Source organism: Xanthomonas sp. 3498 (genome assembly GCF_014199795.1).
Taxonomy (GTDB): domain Bacteria; phylum Pseudomonadota; class Gammaproteobacteria; order Xanthomonadales; family Xanthomonadaceae; genus Xanthomonas_A; species Xanthomonas_A rydalmerensis.
In genome coordinates this window covers 157,995-173,811 of record NZ_JACHOH010000001.1, presented here as the reverse complement: position 1 = coordinate 173,811, position 15,817 = coordinate 157,995, and the positions used below count along the sequence as shown (strand labels likewise).

At 71.6% G+C, this 15,817-nt stretch carries 14 protein-coding genes; 9 read left to right on the top strand and 5 right to left on the bottom strand.

What is annotated here, in order from left to right; translation table 11 throughout:
* Window positions 1-28: 28 nt before the first annotated feature.
* Window positions 29-982, bottom strand: coding sequence for a helix-turn-helix domain-containing protein (locus GGR66_RS00780; RefSeq protein WP_184446874.1), 954 nt, complete (start codon window positions 980-982; stop codon window positions 29-31).
* A 92-nt stretch (window positions 983-1,074) separates the two neighbouring features.
* On the opposite strand from GGR66_RS00780, the gene GGR66_RS00775 reads away from it, so the two are divergent.
* The 5 genes from GGR66_RS00775 to GGR66_RS00755 all read left to right on the top strand — a co-directional run bounded on the left by GGR66_RS00775 (window position 1,075) and on the right by GGR66_RS00755 (window position 8,209).
* The gene (locus GGR66_RS00775; RefSeq protein WP_184446873.1) at window positions 1,075-1,698 is read left to right on the top strand and encodes a cysteine hydrolase family protein; all 624 of its coding nucleotides are present in this window, start codon (window positions 1,075-1,077) and stop codon (window positions 1,696-1,698) included.
* Entirely contained in the window at window positions 1,695-2,018 is a 324-nt protein-coding gene (locus tag GGR66_RS00770; protein WP_184446872.1) for a cupin domain-containing protein, read from the top strand. The genes GGR66_RS00775 and GGR66_RS00770 overlap by 4 nt, the downstream gene beginning before the upstream one ends.
* A gap of 373 nt (window positions 2,019-2,391) precedes the next feature.
* Window positions 2,392-3,567: an efflux RND transporter periplasmic adaptor subunit gene (locus tag GGR66_RS00765; RefSeq protein WP_255421539.1), complete on the top strand. Its 1,176-nt coding sequence runs from the start codon at window positions 2,392-2,394 to the stop codon at window positions 3,565-3,567.
* Window positions 3,564-6,764, top strand: coding sequence for an efflux RND transporter permease subunit (locus GGR66_RS00760; protein WP_184446871.1), 3,201 nt, complete (start codon window positions 3,564-3,566; stop codon window positions 6,762-6,764). The genes GGR66_RS00765 and GGR66_RS00760 overlap by 4 nt, the downstream gene beginning before the upstream one ends.
* Complete coding sequence (locus GGR66_RS00755; protein ID WP_184446870.1) at window positions 6,764-8,209, top strand: efflux transporter outer membrane subunit; 1,446 nt, start codon at window positions 6,764-6,766, stop codon at window positions 8,207-8,209. Before GGR66_RS00760 ends, GGR66_RS00755 begins: the two co-directional genes overlap by 1 nt.
* Before the next feature lie 69 nt (window positions 8,210-8,278).
* Here the strand turns inward: GGR66_RS00755 and GGR66_RS00750 are convergent, their stop codons facing one another.
* Window positions 8,279-9,304 (bottom strand): alpha/beta hydrolase, encoded by a 1,026-nt coding sequence (locus tag GGR66_RS00750; protein ID WP_184446869.1) that lies wholly within the window; start codon window positions 9,302-9,304, stop codon window positions 8,279-8,281.
* A 110-nt stretch (window positions 9,305-9,414) separates the two neighbouring features.
* On the opposite strand from GGR66_RS00750, the gene GGR66_RS00745 reads away from it, so the two are divergent.
* The gene (locus tag GGR66_RS00745; protein ID WP_184446868.1) at window positions 9,415-10,233 is read left to right on the top strand and encodes an AraC family transcriptional regulator; all 819 of its coding nucleotides are present in this window, start codon (window positions 9,415-9,417) and stop codon (window positions 10,231-10,233) included.
* A 76-nt stretch (window positions 10,234-10,309) separates the two neighbouring features.
* On the opposite strand, the gene aroB is transcribed toward GGR66_RS00745, so the two are convergent.
* Window positions 10,310-11,419, bottom strand: a complete 1,110-nt coding sequence (aroB, locus tag GGR66_RS00740) for a 3-dehydroquinate synthase (RefSeq protein ID WP_184446867.1) — start codon at window positions 11,417-11,419, stop codon at window positions 10,310-10,312.
* Window positions 11,416-11,958, bottom strand: a complete 543-nt coding sequence (locus GGR66_RS00735; protein ID WP_017910873.1) for a shikimate kinase — start codon at window positions 11,956-11,958, stop codon at window positions 11,416-11,418. The genes aroB and GGR66_RS00735 overlap by 4 nt, the downstream gene beginning before the upstream one ends.
* Window positions 11,959-12,092: 134 nt before the next feature.
* Here GGR66_RS00735 and pdxH point away from each other — a divergent pair, with 134 nt between their 5' ends.
* On the top strand, window positions 12,093-12,692 hold the full coding sequence (pdxH, locus tag GGR66_RS00730) for a pyridoxamine 5'-phosphate oxidase (RefSeq protein WP_160965474.1): 600 nt from the start codon (window positions 12,093-12,095) through the stop codon (window positions 12,690-12,692).
* Between the two features lie 67 nt (window positions 12,693-12,759).
* Window positions 12,760-13,560 carry a cobalamin-binding protein gene (locus tag GGR66_RS00725; protein ID WP_184446866.1) on the top strand — a complete coding sequence of 267 codons (801 nt, stop codon included), beginning with the start codon at window positions 12,760-12,762 and terminating at the stop codon, window positions 13,558-13,560.
* Window positions 13,561-13,753: 193 nt separating this feature from the next.
* Here GGR66_RS00725 and GGR66_RS00720 read toward each other — a convergent pair whose 3' ends face one another.
* Window positions 13,754-15,139: an MFS transporter gene (locus GGR66_RS00720; RefSeq protein ID WP_184446865.1), complete on the bottom strand. Its 1,386-nt coding sequence runs from the start codon at window positions 15,137-15,139 to the stop codon at window positions 13,754-13,756.
* A 101-nt stretch (window positions 15,140-15,240) separates the two neighbouring features.
* Between GGR66_RS00720 and soxR the strand changes: the two genes are divergently transcribed.
* Window positions 15,241-15,678: a redox-sensitive transcriptional activator SoxR gene (soxR, locus tag GGR66_RS00715; protein ID WP_160965470.1), complete on the top strand. Its 438-nt coding sequence runs from the start codon at window positions 15,241-15,243 to the stop codon at window positions 15,676-15,678.
* Window positions 15,679-15,817 lie beyond the last annotated feature (139 nt).

Genomic DNA, 15,817 nt, shown 5'->3' with positions numbered 1-15,817 from the left:
GCGAGCGCCGGAACGCAGCGGGCTGCCGTCAGCCGGCGCGGAAGCCGCGGCGGTAGGCCGAGGGCGGCACGCCCAGAGCGCGTGCGAACTGCTGGCGCAGCGCGCCGGCGCTGCCGAAGCCACAGGTGGCGGCGATCCGCTCCAGCGCCAGGTCGGTGCTTTCCAGCAGTTGCTGGGCGCGGACCAGGCGCTGGTGCGCCAGCCATTGCACCACGGTGGTCCCGGTCACCTGGCGGAACTGCCGGGTGAAGCTGCGCCGGCTCATCCGCGCGTGTGCGGCCAGTGCGTCCAGGCGCAGCGGCTGCTCCAGCCGCTGCAGCATCCAGTCCAGGGTCGGACCGAGCAGGGCATCGCGGCGGCTGGCCGGCAGCGGCTGTTCGACGTACTGCGCCTGCCCGCCCTGGCGGTGCGGCGCCACCACCAGGCGCCGGGCGATGCGGTTGGCGACCTCGGCGCCGTGGCGGCGGCGGACCAGGTGCAGGCAGCAATCGATGCCGGCCACGGTGCCGGCCGAGGTCAGCACGTCGCCGTCGTCCACGTACAGCACGTCCGGCTGCAGCCGCACCTGCGGGTGGCGCTGCGCGAAGCGGTCCAGTGCCGCCCAGTGGGTGGTGGCGGGGCGGCCGTCGAGCAGGCCGGCGTCGGCCAGCACGAAGGTGCCCAGGCACAGGCCCACCACCTGCGCGCCGGCGGCGTGGGCGCGGCGCAGGGCCTGGCACAGCGCCGCCGGTGCCGGCTCGGCGGCATCGCGCCAGGACGGCACGATCACCGTGTCGGCGCCGTCCAGCGCCTCCAGGCCATGCTGCACCTGGATGGCGAACCCGGCGTCGGTGCGCAGCAGGCCCGGTTCGGCGGCGCACACGCGCAGGTCGAAGGCCGGCAGGTCGGTGTCCGGCCGCGCCTCGAACACCTGGCAAGGCACCGCGAGGTGGAAGGGGCTGATGCGGTCGAAGGCGACCACGGCGATGCGATGCGGCGACATGGCCCGATTTTAGCGAAAACGGTGTTTCGGGCCACTCGTCGCCGCGCACCCGGCCGCCGACACTGGCGGCCTCTCAACCCTGGAGCCACCGCATGTCTTCCCCCCGCCGCGCTTTGCTGGTCATCGATGTCCAGAACGAGTACTTCGACGGCGCGCTGCCCATCGCCCATCCGCCGGTGGCGCAGTCGCTGCCCCACATCCTGCAGGCGATGGATGCGGCACAGGCGCACGGCGTGCCGGTGCTGGTGGTGCAGCACACCGCGCCGGCGCAGTCACCGGTGTTCGCCGACGGCAGCGCCGGCTGGGCCTTGCACCCGCAGGTCGCCGCGCGGCCGCACACCCGGCTGCTGCGCAAGACCCGGCCCAGCGTGTTCGCCGACACCGACCTGGCCGCCTGGCTGCAGGCGCAGGCGATCGACACCCTGACCGTGGTCGGCTACATGACCCACAACTGCAACGCCTCCACCGTGTACGAGGCCTTCCACCGCGGGCTGGCGGTGGAAGTGCTGGGCGATGCCAGCGGCGCGCTGCCCTACGCCAACGCCGCCGGCCAGGCCAGTGCCGAGGAGATCCACCGGGTGTTCGGCGTGGTGTTCCAAAGCAACTTCGCCGCGGTCGCCGACACCGCGCAGTGGATCGCGGCGGTGGAGGCGGGGCTGCCGCTGCCGCGCGACAACGTCCTGCAGTCCAACCGCCGCGCGCGCGGCCTGGCATGAGCGCCGCGCCGCGGGTGCTGCGTGCGCGTGACTTCACCGGCAGCCGCGCCTGGGAGGCGCTGCCGGTGGCGTTGCTCGACGGCATCGGCGTGCGCATCCACTGGACCGACCAGCCCTATGTCTGGCACGTCAACGACGGCCAGGAGGTGTTCGTGGTGCTGGATGGGCAGGTGCAGATGCGCTGGCGCGCGCATGGCGTCGAGCAGGCCGCGCTGCTGCAGGCCGGCGACGTGTTCCATGCGCCGGAGGGCGCTGAGCACGTGGCGCACCCGCAGGGGCCGGCGCGGGTGCTGGTGGTGGAGCGCGACGGCAGTCCGTGAGCGCCAAGGCGTGGTTCCTGGCCGGCGGGCTCCGCGATCGTGCGCATGCGGTGGCGGGGCGTGCCGCTGTAGATCGCGTGCCGAGGGCGACGCACATTGCGCGTGCTGATGTGCGTTCTATCACGGAGCCATCACTGTCGATGTGGCGTCATTGGGACAGGCTATGCCGCTGCGTGCGCACAGAGATCCTGGTGTCACGGCATGGCCATTCACCACGAGTGCGGACGCGGCCGGCATGCGAAGCCAGAGCGATGGGCGGTTCCCTGGGCAGCACCCCGAGGTCGGCACGGGACGGGATCCCGCGCGGCCTGCTGCCACCTTCGACGATTTCTCACTGCTGTGCGCGCCACCCTGGCGTGCCGGCGAGCGCGCCATGCCGCGCGCCGCGCACGGCATGGGGCGTGTCGCGATCTTCGCCGGACTGGCCGCGCTGTGCCTGCTGATCCTCGGCGGCTGGTATTGGCAAGCACACCGCCAACACCCCGCGCCGGCACCCGAGCCCTTGCGGGTGCAGACCATGACGGTCGTACCGCACCGGGTGCCGGACATCATCGAGACCTCCGGCACGCTGCTGTCGCCGCAGACCGTGGAGGTGCGCGCGCAGGCCGACGGAGTGCTGCAGTCGGTGCTGATCCATGACGGCGAGCAGGTCCACGCCGGGCAACTGCTGTTCACCATCGATCCGCGGCCGCTGCGGGCGGCGTTGACGCAGGCGCGCGCCACCCTGGCCCGCGACCAGGCGCTGGCGGCCGACGCGGCCGATACCGAGGCGCGCTACGCCAAGCTGTCCAGGACCGGCGCGGTGGATCCCAAGACCTACACCACCGCGGCCGACACGCTGCGCTCGCTGCGCGGCACCGTCGCCGCCGACCAGGCGCAGGTCGAGCAGACCCGACTGTCGCTGGCCTACACCCAGGTCCGCGCGCCCATCGACGGCCGTGCCGGCGCCATCGCGGTCAAGCCGGGCAACCTGGTGTCCAGCGGCTCCAGCACCGCGCTGGTGACGCTCAACGTCAGCACCCCGATCGAGGTGCGCTTCGCCCTGGCGCATGTGCAGGTCGACGCGGTGCGCGCGGCGCCGATGGGGCGCCAGGGCCTGGGCTTGCCGGTGCTGGCGCTGGATGCGGTGAAAGGCACGCTGCTGGCTCGCGGCGAGCTGGCGTTCCTCGACAATGCCTTCGACACCAGCAGCGGCACCCTGGAACTGCGCGCGCGCTTCGCCAACGCCGGCGCCACGCTGTGGCCGGGGCAGTTCGTCACCGTGCGGGTGATCCTGGCGGAGGATCCGCAGGCCCTGTCGGTGCCCGAGAGCGCCTTGCAGCAGGGACAGCAGGGGCCGTACGTGTACTGCGTGGTCGCTGGTCGCGCCGTGGCGCGACCGCTCAGCGTGGCGCGGATGATCGATGGACAGGCGGTGATCGCCAAGGGCCTGCGCGCGGGCGATCGCGTCATCCTCACCGTGCCCAACGAACTGCGCGACGGCACCGCGGTGCAATCCGGCAACCCGCACGCCACGCCGAACGCGGCGGCGACCGGACGGCATGCGTGAACCTGTCGGCGCTGTTCATCCGCCGCGCGGTGATGACCTCGGTGCTGATGATCGGGCTGGTGCTGGCCGGCGGCATGGCCTACTTCGCGCTGCCGGTGAGCGAGCTGCCCGACGTCAGCTTCCCGACCATCACCGTCAACATGTCGCTGCCCGGTGCCAATCCCGAGACCATGGCCGCGGCGGTGGCGACGCCGCTGGAGCGCCAGTTCAGCGGCCTGCCGGGGCTGGACACGATGAGCTCGACCAGCAGCGTCGGCAGCACCCGCATCGTGTTGCAGTTCGCGTTGAGCCGCAATGTCGATGCCGCCGCGCAGGACGTGCAGAACGCGGTCTCGCAGGCGGCCGGCCTGCTGCCGCGCGAGATCAACCCGGCGCAGATCCAGAAGGAGGATCCCAGCGCCGCGCCGATCATGCACCTGATCCTGCGCTCCAAGACCATCGCGCTGCCGCTGCTCAACCAGTTCGCCAAGGATCGCGTGGCGCTGCGCCTGGCCTCGGTGCCGGGCGCGGGCCAGATCGACGTCAACGGCGCGCAGAAGTACGCGGTGCGCCTGTTCGTCAACCCGCACCTGCTCGCCGCCCGCCACCTGGGGTTCGACCAGGTGGTCTCGGCGGTGCAGGCGGGCAACAGCAACGCGCCGGCCGGCACGCTGATGGGGCGCGCGCGGTCCTACACGGTGCGCGCCGACGGCCAGCTCAAGCGCGCGGCCGATTTCGATGCGATGGTGCTGACCTATGCCGACGGTGCGCCGGTGCGCCTGCGCGACGTCGGCCATGCCGAAGACAGCGTCGAGAACCTGCAGACCGCCGCCTCGCTCAACGGCCAGCGCGCGATCGAGATCAACATCCATCGCCAGCCCGGCGCCAACACGCTGTCGGTGACCCAGGGCATCCAGGCGGCGTTGCCGGGGATCCGCGCGCAGCTGCCCGGCGATGCCCAGCTCGATGTGCTCTACAACCGCGGCGACTACATCGGCGCGTCGGTGGAGGACGTGGAGTGGACCCTGGTCGGTTCGCTGGTGCTGGTGATCGTGGTGATCCTGCTGTTCCTGCGCAGCTGGATGGCGACCCTGATCGTGGCGCTGGTGCTGCCGACCTCTCTGATCGGCACCTTCGCGGTGATGCGCCTGCTGCACTTCAGCCTGGACAACATCTCGATGCTGGCACTGACCCTGTCGGTGGGCTTCGTGGTCGACGATGCCATCGTGGTCATCGAGAACATCGTCCGCCACGCCGAGCAGGGCGCCAGCCGCATGGACGCGGCCATCGCCGCCTCGCGCGAAATCGGCTTCACCGTGCTGTCGATGACGGTGTCGCTGGCGGCGGTGTTCCTGCCGATCGTGTTCATGGGCGGGCTGGTCGGGCGGCTGTTCTCCGAGTTCGGCATGGTCATCGCGATCGCGGTGATCCTCTCCGGGATCGTCTCGCTGACCCTTACGCCTATGCTCGCCAGCCGCTGGCTCGACCCCAGGAAAAGCACGGGCTGGGTGTTCCAGCGCTTCGACCGGCTGGTCGACGCCAGCGAACGCGGCTACGCGCGCTCGCTGGCCTGGGCGACCGAGCGTATCGGCCTGATGTGCGTCATCGGCCTGGCCACCCTGGTCGGCACCGCCGGCGTCTACGCGGTGGTCGAGAAGGGCTTCATCCCGCAGGTGGATTCGGGAAAGATCGACGGCGACACCCGCGTGCCCGAGGGCACCGCCTTCGCCGATTTCGTCGCCAAGCAGGCGGCGGTGGTGAAGATCATCCAGCGCAATCCCAACGTGGCCAACGTCGAGTCGGTGATCGGCTCGGACAATTCGCTCAGCAACAGCGGGCGCCTGCTGATCGGGCTCAAGCCGCTGTCCGAGCGCAGCGGCAGCGCCGAGGAAGTGATCCAGGACGTGCGCAAGCAGGTCGCGGCGATCCAGGGCATCACCCTCAACATGCGCAATCCGCCGGCGATCGACATGGGGCCGACGGCATCGAACGGATCGCTGCAGTACGTGCTGCAGTCCACCGACCAGAAGGCGCTGTACGCCCAGTCCGACACCATCCTGCAACGCATCAGGCAACTGCGCGACGTGCAGGATCCGCAGAGCGACCTGCAGCTCAAGAACCCGGAGATCGAAGTCGTCCTGCACCGCGAGCAGGCCGCCGCGCTGGGCGTCACCGCCGCCGGCCTGCAGGACACCCTGGCGAGCGCGTACGGCGGCCGCAAGATCAGCACCATCTACGGCGACACGGATCAGTACGAGGTACTGCTGCAGGTCGAGCCATCGGCGCAGGCCGACCTCAACGGCCTGGATGCGCTGTCGTTCAACGGCAACCAGAACCCGGGCATCACCGCGATCGGCACGCAGACCTCCAACAGCAGTTCCGGCACCAGCGCGGTGCTGACCGCGGCCGGCGGCCCGATGGTGCCGCTGCGCGCGGTGGCCGACGTGCGCATGGGCGTGGGACCGGTGGCGATCAACCACTACGCCGGCCTGCCGGCGGTGACGCTGTCGATGAACCTGGCGCCAGGCGTGTCGCTGGGCGATGCCGCCGCGGGCATCGGCAACCTGATGGCGCAGACCCTGGGCAAGGGCGATGCGCGCGCGATCAGCGGCCAGTTCGCCGGCTCGGCACAGGCCTTCGAGAATTCGATGAAGACCCTGCCGATGCTGCTGCTGATCACCGTGCTGCTGATCTACGGCGTGCTGGCGATCCTGTACGAGAACGCGCTGCATCCGATCACCATCCTGACCTCGCTGCCGCTGGCCGGGTTCGGCGCCATCCTCATGCTGGTGCTGTTCCGCCAGGAGCTCAATCTCTTCAGCTTCGTCGGCCTGATCCTGCTGGTCGGGCTGGTCAAGAAGAACGGCATCATGATGGTGGACTACGCGCTGGACCTGGAGCGCTCGGGCGATGCGCGTTGGAAGCAGCCGCGCGCGGCGATGCTGGAGGCGGCGACGGTGCGTTTCCGCCCGATCATGATGACCACCCTGGCGGCGGTGCTGGGCTCGCTGCCGATCGCGTTGGGCGTGGGCGCCGGCGCCGAAGCGCGCCGCCCGCTCGGCATTGCCGTGGTCGGCGGCCTGTTGTTCTCGCAGGCACTGACCCTGTACCTGACGCCGGCGTTCCATATCGCGATGGCCGAGTGGCTGGCGCGCCGTCGCGCACGCCGCGATGGGGCGGCGCCGCCATCCGCGCCGACGCTGCCAGAGCCGGCCTGATGCGCGCGCTCGCACTCGGTGTCGCGTGCCTGCTGTCGGCGTGCAGCCTGACGCCGGCCTATGTGCGGCCCGCCGCCCCGATCCCGCCGTCGTGGCCAGTGGGCGATGCCTACCTGGCGCAGCACGAGGCCACGCTGCCGTCGCTGAGCTACCGGCAGGTGTTCGGCGACCCGCGCCTGCAGGCGCTGATCGCCCAGGCGCTGGACAACAACCGCGATCTGCGGATCGCGCTCGCCGACATCGCCCAGGCGCGGGCGCAGTACCGGATCCAGCGCGCCGCCCTGTTGCCCGAGGTCGGCGCCAGCGCCAACTATGCGCGGTCCTATCGCGGCAAGGGCGCGGCGCCGACCAACGACGCCACGCAGGGCGGCAACGCAGCGGCCGCGCCAGCGGCGGGCTACGCGAGCAACTATGACCTGGGCCTGGGCGTCACCGCCTTCGAACTCGACCTGTTCGGCCGTATCCACGCGCTGTCCGCGGCCGCGCAGCAGCGCTACCTGGAACAGGAGGCGGCGGCGCGCGCCACGCGCCTGACCCTGGTCGGCGACATCGCCACGGCCTGGCTGACCTATGCCAGCGACCGCAGCCTGCTGACGATCGCGCAGGACACCGTGCGCAGCGCCGGCGCCAGTGTGGCGCTGACCGCGCAGCGGGTGGACGGCGGCATCGTGCCGCACTCGGCGCTGGACCAGGCCAACCAGGTGCTGCATGCCGCGCAGTCCGACCTGGCCGCGCAGACCACGGCGATGGCGCAGGACGTCAATGCGCTGCAGGTGCTGGTGGGCGCTCCGGTGGATCCGACGCTGTTGCCGGCTTCGATCGCCGATGCCGCGGCGCGCATCGGCGATCCGCCGGCCGGCCTGGACACGACCATCCTGCTGCGCCGGCCCGACGTGGTGCAGGCCGAGTATGAACTGCGCGCGGTTAATGCCGAGATCGGCGCGGCCCGCGCCGCGTTGTTTCCGCGCATCAGCCTGAGTGGCCTGCTGGGCTTGACCAGCACCGCGCTGTCGGACCTGTTCACCCACGACGCGTTCAACGGCTCGGTGGGCGCGGGCGCTGCCTACACCTTGTTCGATGGCGGTGCGGCGCGCGCCAACGTGCGCTACACCGAGGCGCAGCGCGACGCCGCCGTGGCCGGCTACGAAAAGACCGTGCAGATCGCCTTCGGCGAAGTGGCCGATGCGCTGGCCCGGCGCGGCACCATCGATGCGCAGTTGCGCGCGCAGCAGGATCTGCTCGCCGATGCCGCCAATACCTACGATGCCAGCGCGCAGCGCTACCGCGTCGGCGTAGAGAGTGCGCTGTCCAACCTGGATGCGCAGCGCAGCTACTACGCGGCGCAGCGCAGCCTGGTCGCGGTGGAACTGACCGCGGCGACCAATCGGGTGACGCTGTATCGCACGCTGGGCGGCGATGCGTCGCTGGAGCGCGCCCAGCCCTGAATGCGCTGGGCGCGGGTGGGCGGCACGCTGCAGCCGGGAGCGCTGCATGGCGTGCCGCCGATGGTGCGCTTACTTCAGGTGTTCGCGCAGCCCGTCGCCGGCCTGCTGGATCGCGGTCCGCACCGCGGGCACGTCGCGCAGGGCATTGAGCAGGCCGAAATCGTGGATCACGCCGTTGTAGCGGGTCACCGTGACCGTCACCCCGGCCTGGTCCAGCTTGCGGCCGAAGGCTTCGCCCTCGTCGCGCAGCACGTCCAGTTCGGCGGTCTGGATCAACGTCGGCGGCAGGCCGGCGAGCTGCGCCGGGGTGGCGCGCAGCGGCGAGGCGGTGATCTCGGCGCGGGCCTTGGGGTCGGTGGTGTAGTTGTCCCAGAACCACGTCATCATGTTGCGGGTGAGGAAGTAGCCGCTCTGGAACTGCTGGTACGACCCGTCGTCGAAGCGGGCGTCGGTCACCGGCCACAGCATCAGGTCGTAGCGCAGCGCCGGCGTTCCGGCCGCCTTGGCCTGCAGCGCCACGGCCGCGACCATGTTGCCGCCGACGCTGTTGCCGGCCAGCGCCAGGCGCTTGCCGTCCACGCCGATCTGCGCGCCGTGCTCGGCGACCCAGCGAGTGGCGGCATAGGCCTGGTGGATGGCGACCGGGTACTGCGCTTCCGGCGACGGCGTGTAGTCCACGTAGACGGCCACCGCGCCAGAGGCGTTGACCAGATCGCGGATCAGGCGTTCGTGGGTCGGGAAGTCGCCCAGCACCCAGCCGCCGCCGTGGAAGAACATGAAGGCCGGCAATACCTGGCCGGTGGTGTGCGGCGGCCGCACGATCACCAGGTTCAGCGGCTTGCCGTCGGCCTGGATGGTGGTGCGGCTGACCTCGGCCGGCGGCAATGGCGTGTTGGCCTGGGCATCGCGCAGCACCTGCCGCGCCTGCGTCGGCGTGAGTTGTTCGATCGGCTTGCCGCCGCTGCTGTTGAGCGCATCGAGGAACTTCGCGACCGGGCGCAACGGCGCGGGCTGATCGGCGGGCGTTGCGGCGGTGGCGGTGCCGATCGCGCCGGCCAGCAGCGAGGTGGCGAGCAAGGGGAGCAGGGTCTTCATGGCGGTTCCTGGGGCATGCCGGGCGAGATGCCGGCGACAGGAGTGACTTTGCGCGCCAGGACGGTACGATAAGTGGCGAATCGTCCATGAAACTTTACCTGGAGTCCTGAGTGACCGACCGCCTGGCCGCCTTGTTGACCCACTTTTCGGTCAGCGCCGAGGTCTTCCACGCCGGCACCCTGTGCGGCCTGCACCGGCTCGACGATGGCGACCGCGGGCAACTGCACCTGCTGCGCGAGGGCAGCGTGGTCGTCCACAACGGCGACGGACAGGTGCTGCGGATCGATCGACCCAGTCTGCTGCTGTACCCGCAGGCCATGCCGCATCGCTTCGAGATCGATGCGCAACGCGGTGCGGATTTCGCTTGCGCGCACCTGCGCTTCAGTGGTGGCGCAGCCAATCCGCTGGTGCGCGCCTTGCCGGCCTGCATCTGCCTGCCGCTGGACACGCTGCGCCAGGGCGAGGCGCTGCTGCGGATCCTGTTCGAGGAAGCGTTCGCGCAGCATTGCGGGCGCCAGGCGGTGTTGAACCGGCTGTTCGAGGTGGTGCTGGTGCACGTGATCCGCGAGTTGATGGAGCAGGGGCTCGCCGACGGCGGCATGCTCGCCGGCATGGCCGATGCGCGGCTACGGCTGGCGCTGACCGGCATCCACGACGCCCCGGCGCAGCCCTGGACGCTGGAGAGCCTGGCGGCCCGTGCCGGCATGTCGCGCAGTGCGTTCGCGCGCAGTTTTCGCGAGACCCTCGGCTGCACGCCGGGCCAGTACCTGCAGGACTGGCGCATCGCCCTGGTGCAACGCGGCCTGCGCGAAGGGCGGCCGCTGAAGCAGCTTGCCGACGAAGTGGGCTACGGCAGCGAGGCCGCGGTGTCGCGCGTGTTCAAGGCGCAGGTCGGGCAGACCCCGCGCGCGTGGCGGCAGGCACGCTGAGTGCGGGTGGGACATGTGCAGGCGCGCCGGCACGACCGGCGCGCGTGGGCGGCTGTGGCGTAAGCGATGCGCCGGCTCAGCCGGCGGCCAGCACCGCCAGCACCTCGGCCTCGTCCACGTCGGGGACGATCTCGGCGTGGCCGATGCCGCGCCACAACACCAACCGCAGGCGGCCGGCCAGGTTCTTCTTGTCCAGGCGCATGCGCGCCAGCAGCGCCTCCACCGCCAGCCCGGCCGGCAGCGCGGTCGGCAGGCCGAAGTCCTGCAGCAGCGCGCGCAGCTGCGCCGTGTCCTGCGCGCTGGCCATGCCCAGTCGGGCCGACAGCTCGGCGGCCAGCACCATGCCCACCGCCACCGCTTCGCCGTGGTTGAGGTTGGCGTTGTCCGGGGCGCCGTAGCCCTGTTCGGTCTCGATGGCGTGGCCGAAGGTGTGGCCGAGGTTGAGCAGGGCGCGTTCGCCCTTCTCCAGCGGATCGCGGGCGACGATCTCGGCCTTGTGTTCGCAGCTGCGCGCGATCGCCTGCGCCAGCGCGGCCGGCTCGCCGGCCAGCAGTGCGCGGCGTTCGGCATGCAGCCATTCGAAGAACAGCGGGTCGCGGATGGCGCCGTACTTGATCACCTCGGCCAACCCGGCGCGCAGTTCGCGCGGCGGCAGGCTGCGCAGGGTCGCGGTGTCGGCCAGCACCGCGCGCGGCGGATGGAAGGCGCCGACCAGGTTCTTGCCCTGCGGGATGTCCACCGCGGTCTTGCCGCCGACCGAGGAGTCGACCATCGCTAGCAGCGTGGTGGGCAGTTGCACGCAATCCACGCCGCGCATCCAGCAGGCGGCAGCGAAACCGGCCAGGTCGCCGACCACGCCGCCGCCCAGCGCCAGCACGCAGGCGTCGCGGGTGGCGCCGAGGGCGGCCAGCGCGGCGATCGCCGCGGCGAAGTGGTCCAGGGTCTTGGAGGCTTCGCCGGCGGGGATCACGAACTCGCCGATCTGCAGCTCCGGGCGTGCCGCCAGCAGCGCGCTGCGGACCTGCGCGGCATACAGCGGCGCCACCTGGCTGTCGCTGAGCAGCAGCACGTGGCGGCCGCGCACGTGCGCGGCGAGGGCGGCGCCGTCGTCGAGCAGGTCGGGGCCGATGTGGATGGTGTAGGCCGGGTCGCCAGCGACCTGGACCGTGCGCGATGCTGCCGTCATGCAGTGGGTTCCGGAAGTTTCCACGACGCGGCCAGGCGCACGACCAGCTGTGCGGTGGCTTCGGCCGGGGTGAAGTGGTCGGTGTCCAGGATCAGGTCGGCGACCTCGCGGTACAGCGGTTCGCGCACCGCGTGCAGGTCGCGCAGCACCTGCTCGCGGTCGCCACGTTGCAACAGCGGGCGGCTGCGGTCGCGGTGCAGGCGCTGCAGTTGCGCGGCCACGCCGACCCGCAGGTACACCACGAAGCCGTGTTCGCGCATTTCGCGGCGGCTGTCGGCATTGAGCACGGCGCCGCCGCCGGTGGAGATCAGGTGGCCGGGCGTGCTCAGGATGCTTTCCAGCACCGCGCGCTCGTGCTCGCGGAAACCGGCTTCGCCGGCGTGCTCGAACAGCGAGGCGATGCTGGCGCCGGTGCGCTCGACGATGGTCTGGTCACTGTCGACGAAGACCAGGCCGAAGCGCTCGGCCAGGCGGCGGCCGATGACGCTCTTGCCGGCACCCATCGGGCCGACCAGCACCAGGTTGGGGGCGGGATTCATCCGCCGATGCTAGCAGAGACCGGCGCCGCCTCGCGCGCTGCGCAGGCCCCGTGCGCGTGCCGTCGTGCGGCGAGGCGTGCGTCGCGCGGTGCATGGCGCGACAATGGCGCATCGTCCGCCGAGTGCCTGTCGCCATGCCCGATCTCTACGCCGAAGCCCTGTCCACGTTCGCCGACCTGTTCGCCGAGGCGCGCACCAGCGACGAGGCCGAATACAACGCCATGGTCGTGTCCTCGGCCACGCTGGAGGCACGCCCCTCGTCGCGCGTGGTGCTGCTCAAGGCCTACGACGCGCGCGGCTTCGTGTTCTACACCCACCTGGACAGCCAGAAGGGCCGCGAGCTGCAGGCCAATCCGCAGGCCTCGCTGCTGTTCCTGTGGCGGCGCATGCGCGAGGACGGGGTGCAGGTGCGCATCGACGGCGAGGTACAACTGGTCGCAGCCGCCGAAGCCGACGCCTATTTCGCCTCGCGCCCGCGCATGAGCCAGATCGGCGCCTGGGCCTCGGCGCAGTCGCGCACGTTGGAATCGCGCGAGGAGTTCGAGGAGCGCGTGGCCAAGGCCGAGGCCACCTTCGAGGGCCGCGAGGTGCCGCGTCCGGATGGCTGGGGCGGGTTCCGCGTGGTGCCGCGCAATTTCGAGTTCTGGTACGGCGCCAAGTACCGACTGCACGAACGCTGGCGCTATGAAGCCGATGCCGCCGGCCACTGGAGCAAGCGGATGCTGTTCCCGTGAGCGGCGCCGGCCCGGCCTGCCGCGCCGCCGCCGCGGTGCACGCGTGCCCGCACGAGGCGCGCTGAGTATGGGCCCGCAGCGCATCGTCTGCCTGACCGAGGAGCCGACCGAGACGCTGTACGCGCTCGGCGAACAGCAGCGCATCGTCGGCATCAGCGGCTTCACCGTGCGCCCGCCGCAGGCGCGCCGCGACAAGCCCAAGGTCAGCGCCTTCACCAGCGCCAAGATCGGCGAGATCCTCAAGCTGCAGCCGGACCTAGCGATCGGCTTCTCCGACATCCAGGCCGACATCGCCGCCGAACTGGTGCGGCATGGCGTGGAGGTGTGGATCGCCAACCACCGCAGCGTCGACGGCATCCTCGACTACATCCGCCGGCTCGGCGCGCTGGTCGGCGCCGGCCAGCGCGCCATGGACTACGCCGACGATCTGCAGCGCGGCCTCGATGCCATCGCCGCGCAGGCCGCCACGCTGCCGCGGCGGCCGCGGGTATATCTGGAGGAATGGGACGAGCCGATCATCACCGGCATCCGCTGGGTCGCCGAACTGGTGGGTATCGCCGGCGGCGACGACGTGTTCCCGGAGCTGTCGGTGCAGCCGTTGGCCAAGGCACGGATCCTCGCCAATGGCGACGAGGTGGTGCGGCGCGCGCCGGATATCATCCTCGGCTCCTGGTGCGGCAAGCGCTTCCGGCCCGAGCGCGTCGCCGCGCGACCGGGTTGGGCGGCGATGCCGGCGGTGCGCGACGGACAATTGTTCGAGATCAAGTCGCCGCTGATCCTGCAGCCGGGGCCGGCCGCGCTCACCGACGGCGTGCGCGCCATCGCCGACATCATCCAGGCCTGGGCCAGGGGCGTGGGCGCGACGTAGCGCTTTTCTCGATCCTCGAGCAGGCCGCGTCGTCTGGCAGGTGCAGACCGGCCAGGCCCCACCAGAAGCGCCGCAATCCCGCGTCCATGGCCGCGTCATCGTTCGGATGCGGGCAGAGGATCGTTGCCTCGCTCGTCTCTGCCGCACGTGTGCGCCAGCACGGCGCGACGTGCGCGGGAATGGACGACACGGCCTAGCCGGGCGCCGGCTGGGTCCGGCCGGCGATGCCCAGGCCGAGCAGGGCCATGAGCGCGGCGACCGCGAAGGTGGACAGGTAGGCCGCGGCGGCGGAGTAGGCCAGCAGCGCGGCGAACAGCGAGCCGCCGACCGCCAGCGTGGTCGCCACCGCGATCGCTTCGCTCAACTGCAGCGCCGAACTGTTGCGGCCCTGCCGCGCCGGCGGCGACAGGGTCAGGGTCAGCACCGCCAGGGTCGGGTAGATCAGGCCCATGCCGAGGCCGGTGGCGGTCCAGCCGCCGATCGCCAGTGCCGCCGGCACCGACGGCAGCAGCGCCAGCGTCGTGGTCGCGATGCCCAGCGCCATCAGCGTGCAGCCCAGCCGCAGCCGCCGCAGGCGGGTGGCGTCGCGGCCGTAGTGGCCCTGGTACCAGGAGCCGGCGAACCAGCCCAGCGCGCCGGCGCTCAGCGCCACGCCGGCCCACACCGGCGACAGCCCGCGTTCGCGCGACAGCAGCAGCGGCAGAAACGCCTCGCAGCCGAAGAACGCCGAGCCGGCGACGCCGCGCAGCGCGATCACGCTGGGCAGGCCGCGCGCGGCGTGCAGGGTGCCGGCAGGCAGCAATCGCCAGGTGCACAGCACCAACAGCACCAGCGCCGCCGGCAGCAACAGCGCCGCCCACAGCCCGCGCTGCTGGCCGCCCAGGTACAGCAGGCAGACGCCGGCCGCCGCGCCCAGCGACCATAGCCGCGACGCGCCGCTGGCGCCGTCCGCGCTCGCGGCGGGCGGCAGGCGCCGCAACGCCGGCCACAGCATCGCCGCCGCCGGCAGCGCCAGCAGCGGCACCGCCAGGAACACCCAGCGCCAGCCGACGTGTTCGACGATCAGCCCGCTGATGCTGGGGCCGATCAGCGACGGCACCACCCAGCCGGCGGAGAAGGCGGCGAACATGCGCGGGCGGATCGCCTGCGGATACAACCGCGCGACCAGCACGTACAGCACCACCGAGATCGCACCGGCACCCAGGCCCTGCACCAGCCGACCGGCCACCAGCAGCGTCATCGACGGGGCGAAGCCGGCCAGCAGCAGGCCGCAGACGAAGCAGGCCAGGCCGGTCCATAGCGGCGCCGCCGGCCCATGCAGATCGCTCCAGCGTCCGGCCACGGTCATGCCGATCACGCTGGTGGCCAGGGTGCCGCCGAAGGCCAGCGCGTACAGCCGCAGGCCCTGCAGTTCGCCGGCCACGGTCGGCATCGCCGCGGCCACCGCCAGCGCTTCGAAGGCGATCAGCGATACCAGCGCGACCATGCCGATGGTGGTGGCGCGATAGGCCGGCGCCAGCACGGAACCGGCAGCGACAGGAGTGGACGGGACATCGGCGGCAGCGGCGTGGTCTTGCATCGGAGTACCTGGGAGAACGGATGGACATCTGCCGGCGACGACTTGCGTGGGCGCCTGCAGGCCGTGCAGCATGCAACCTCAACCGGACTCGAGGTCAAGCGATGCAGGAGGAACTGAGCGTGGGGCAGGTGGCCGCGCGCAGCGGCGTGGCCGTGTCGGCGCTGCATTTCTACGAGAGCAAGGGCCTGATCCGCAGCATGCGCACCGCCGGCAACCAGCGCCGCTACACCCGCGACGTGCTGCGCCGGCTGGCGGTGATCCGCGTGGCGCAACGCGTCGGCGTGCCGCTGGACAGCGTCAAGGCAGCCTTCGCGCAGTTGCCCGACGCGCGCACACCGACCCGCGCGGAGTGGGCGCGGATGTCGGCGGCCTGGCGCGAGGAACTGGACGCGCGCATCCTGCAACTGACCCGCCTGCGCCACCAGCTCACCGACTGCATCGGCTGCGGCTGCCTGTCGCTGCGCCGTTGCCGGCTGAGCAACCCGGCCGATACCCTGGCCGCGCACGGCGATGGGCCGCAACGCTGGGCGGAGGAGTGAGCGGCGCGTCCTGCGTACGGTAATCGCGCGATGTCGCTGCGGTTGCCGCGCCCCTGCGCACGACGGTGCCGCAATGTGGATCGAGACGATGTGGGAGGGACTTCAGTCCCGACGCGATGCCGGTGGACGTCGCGGTTAC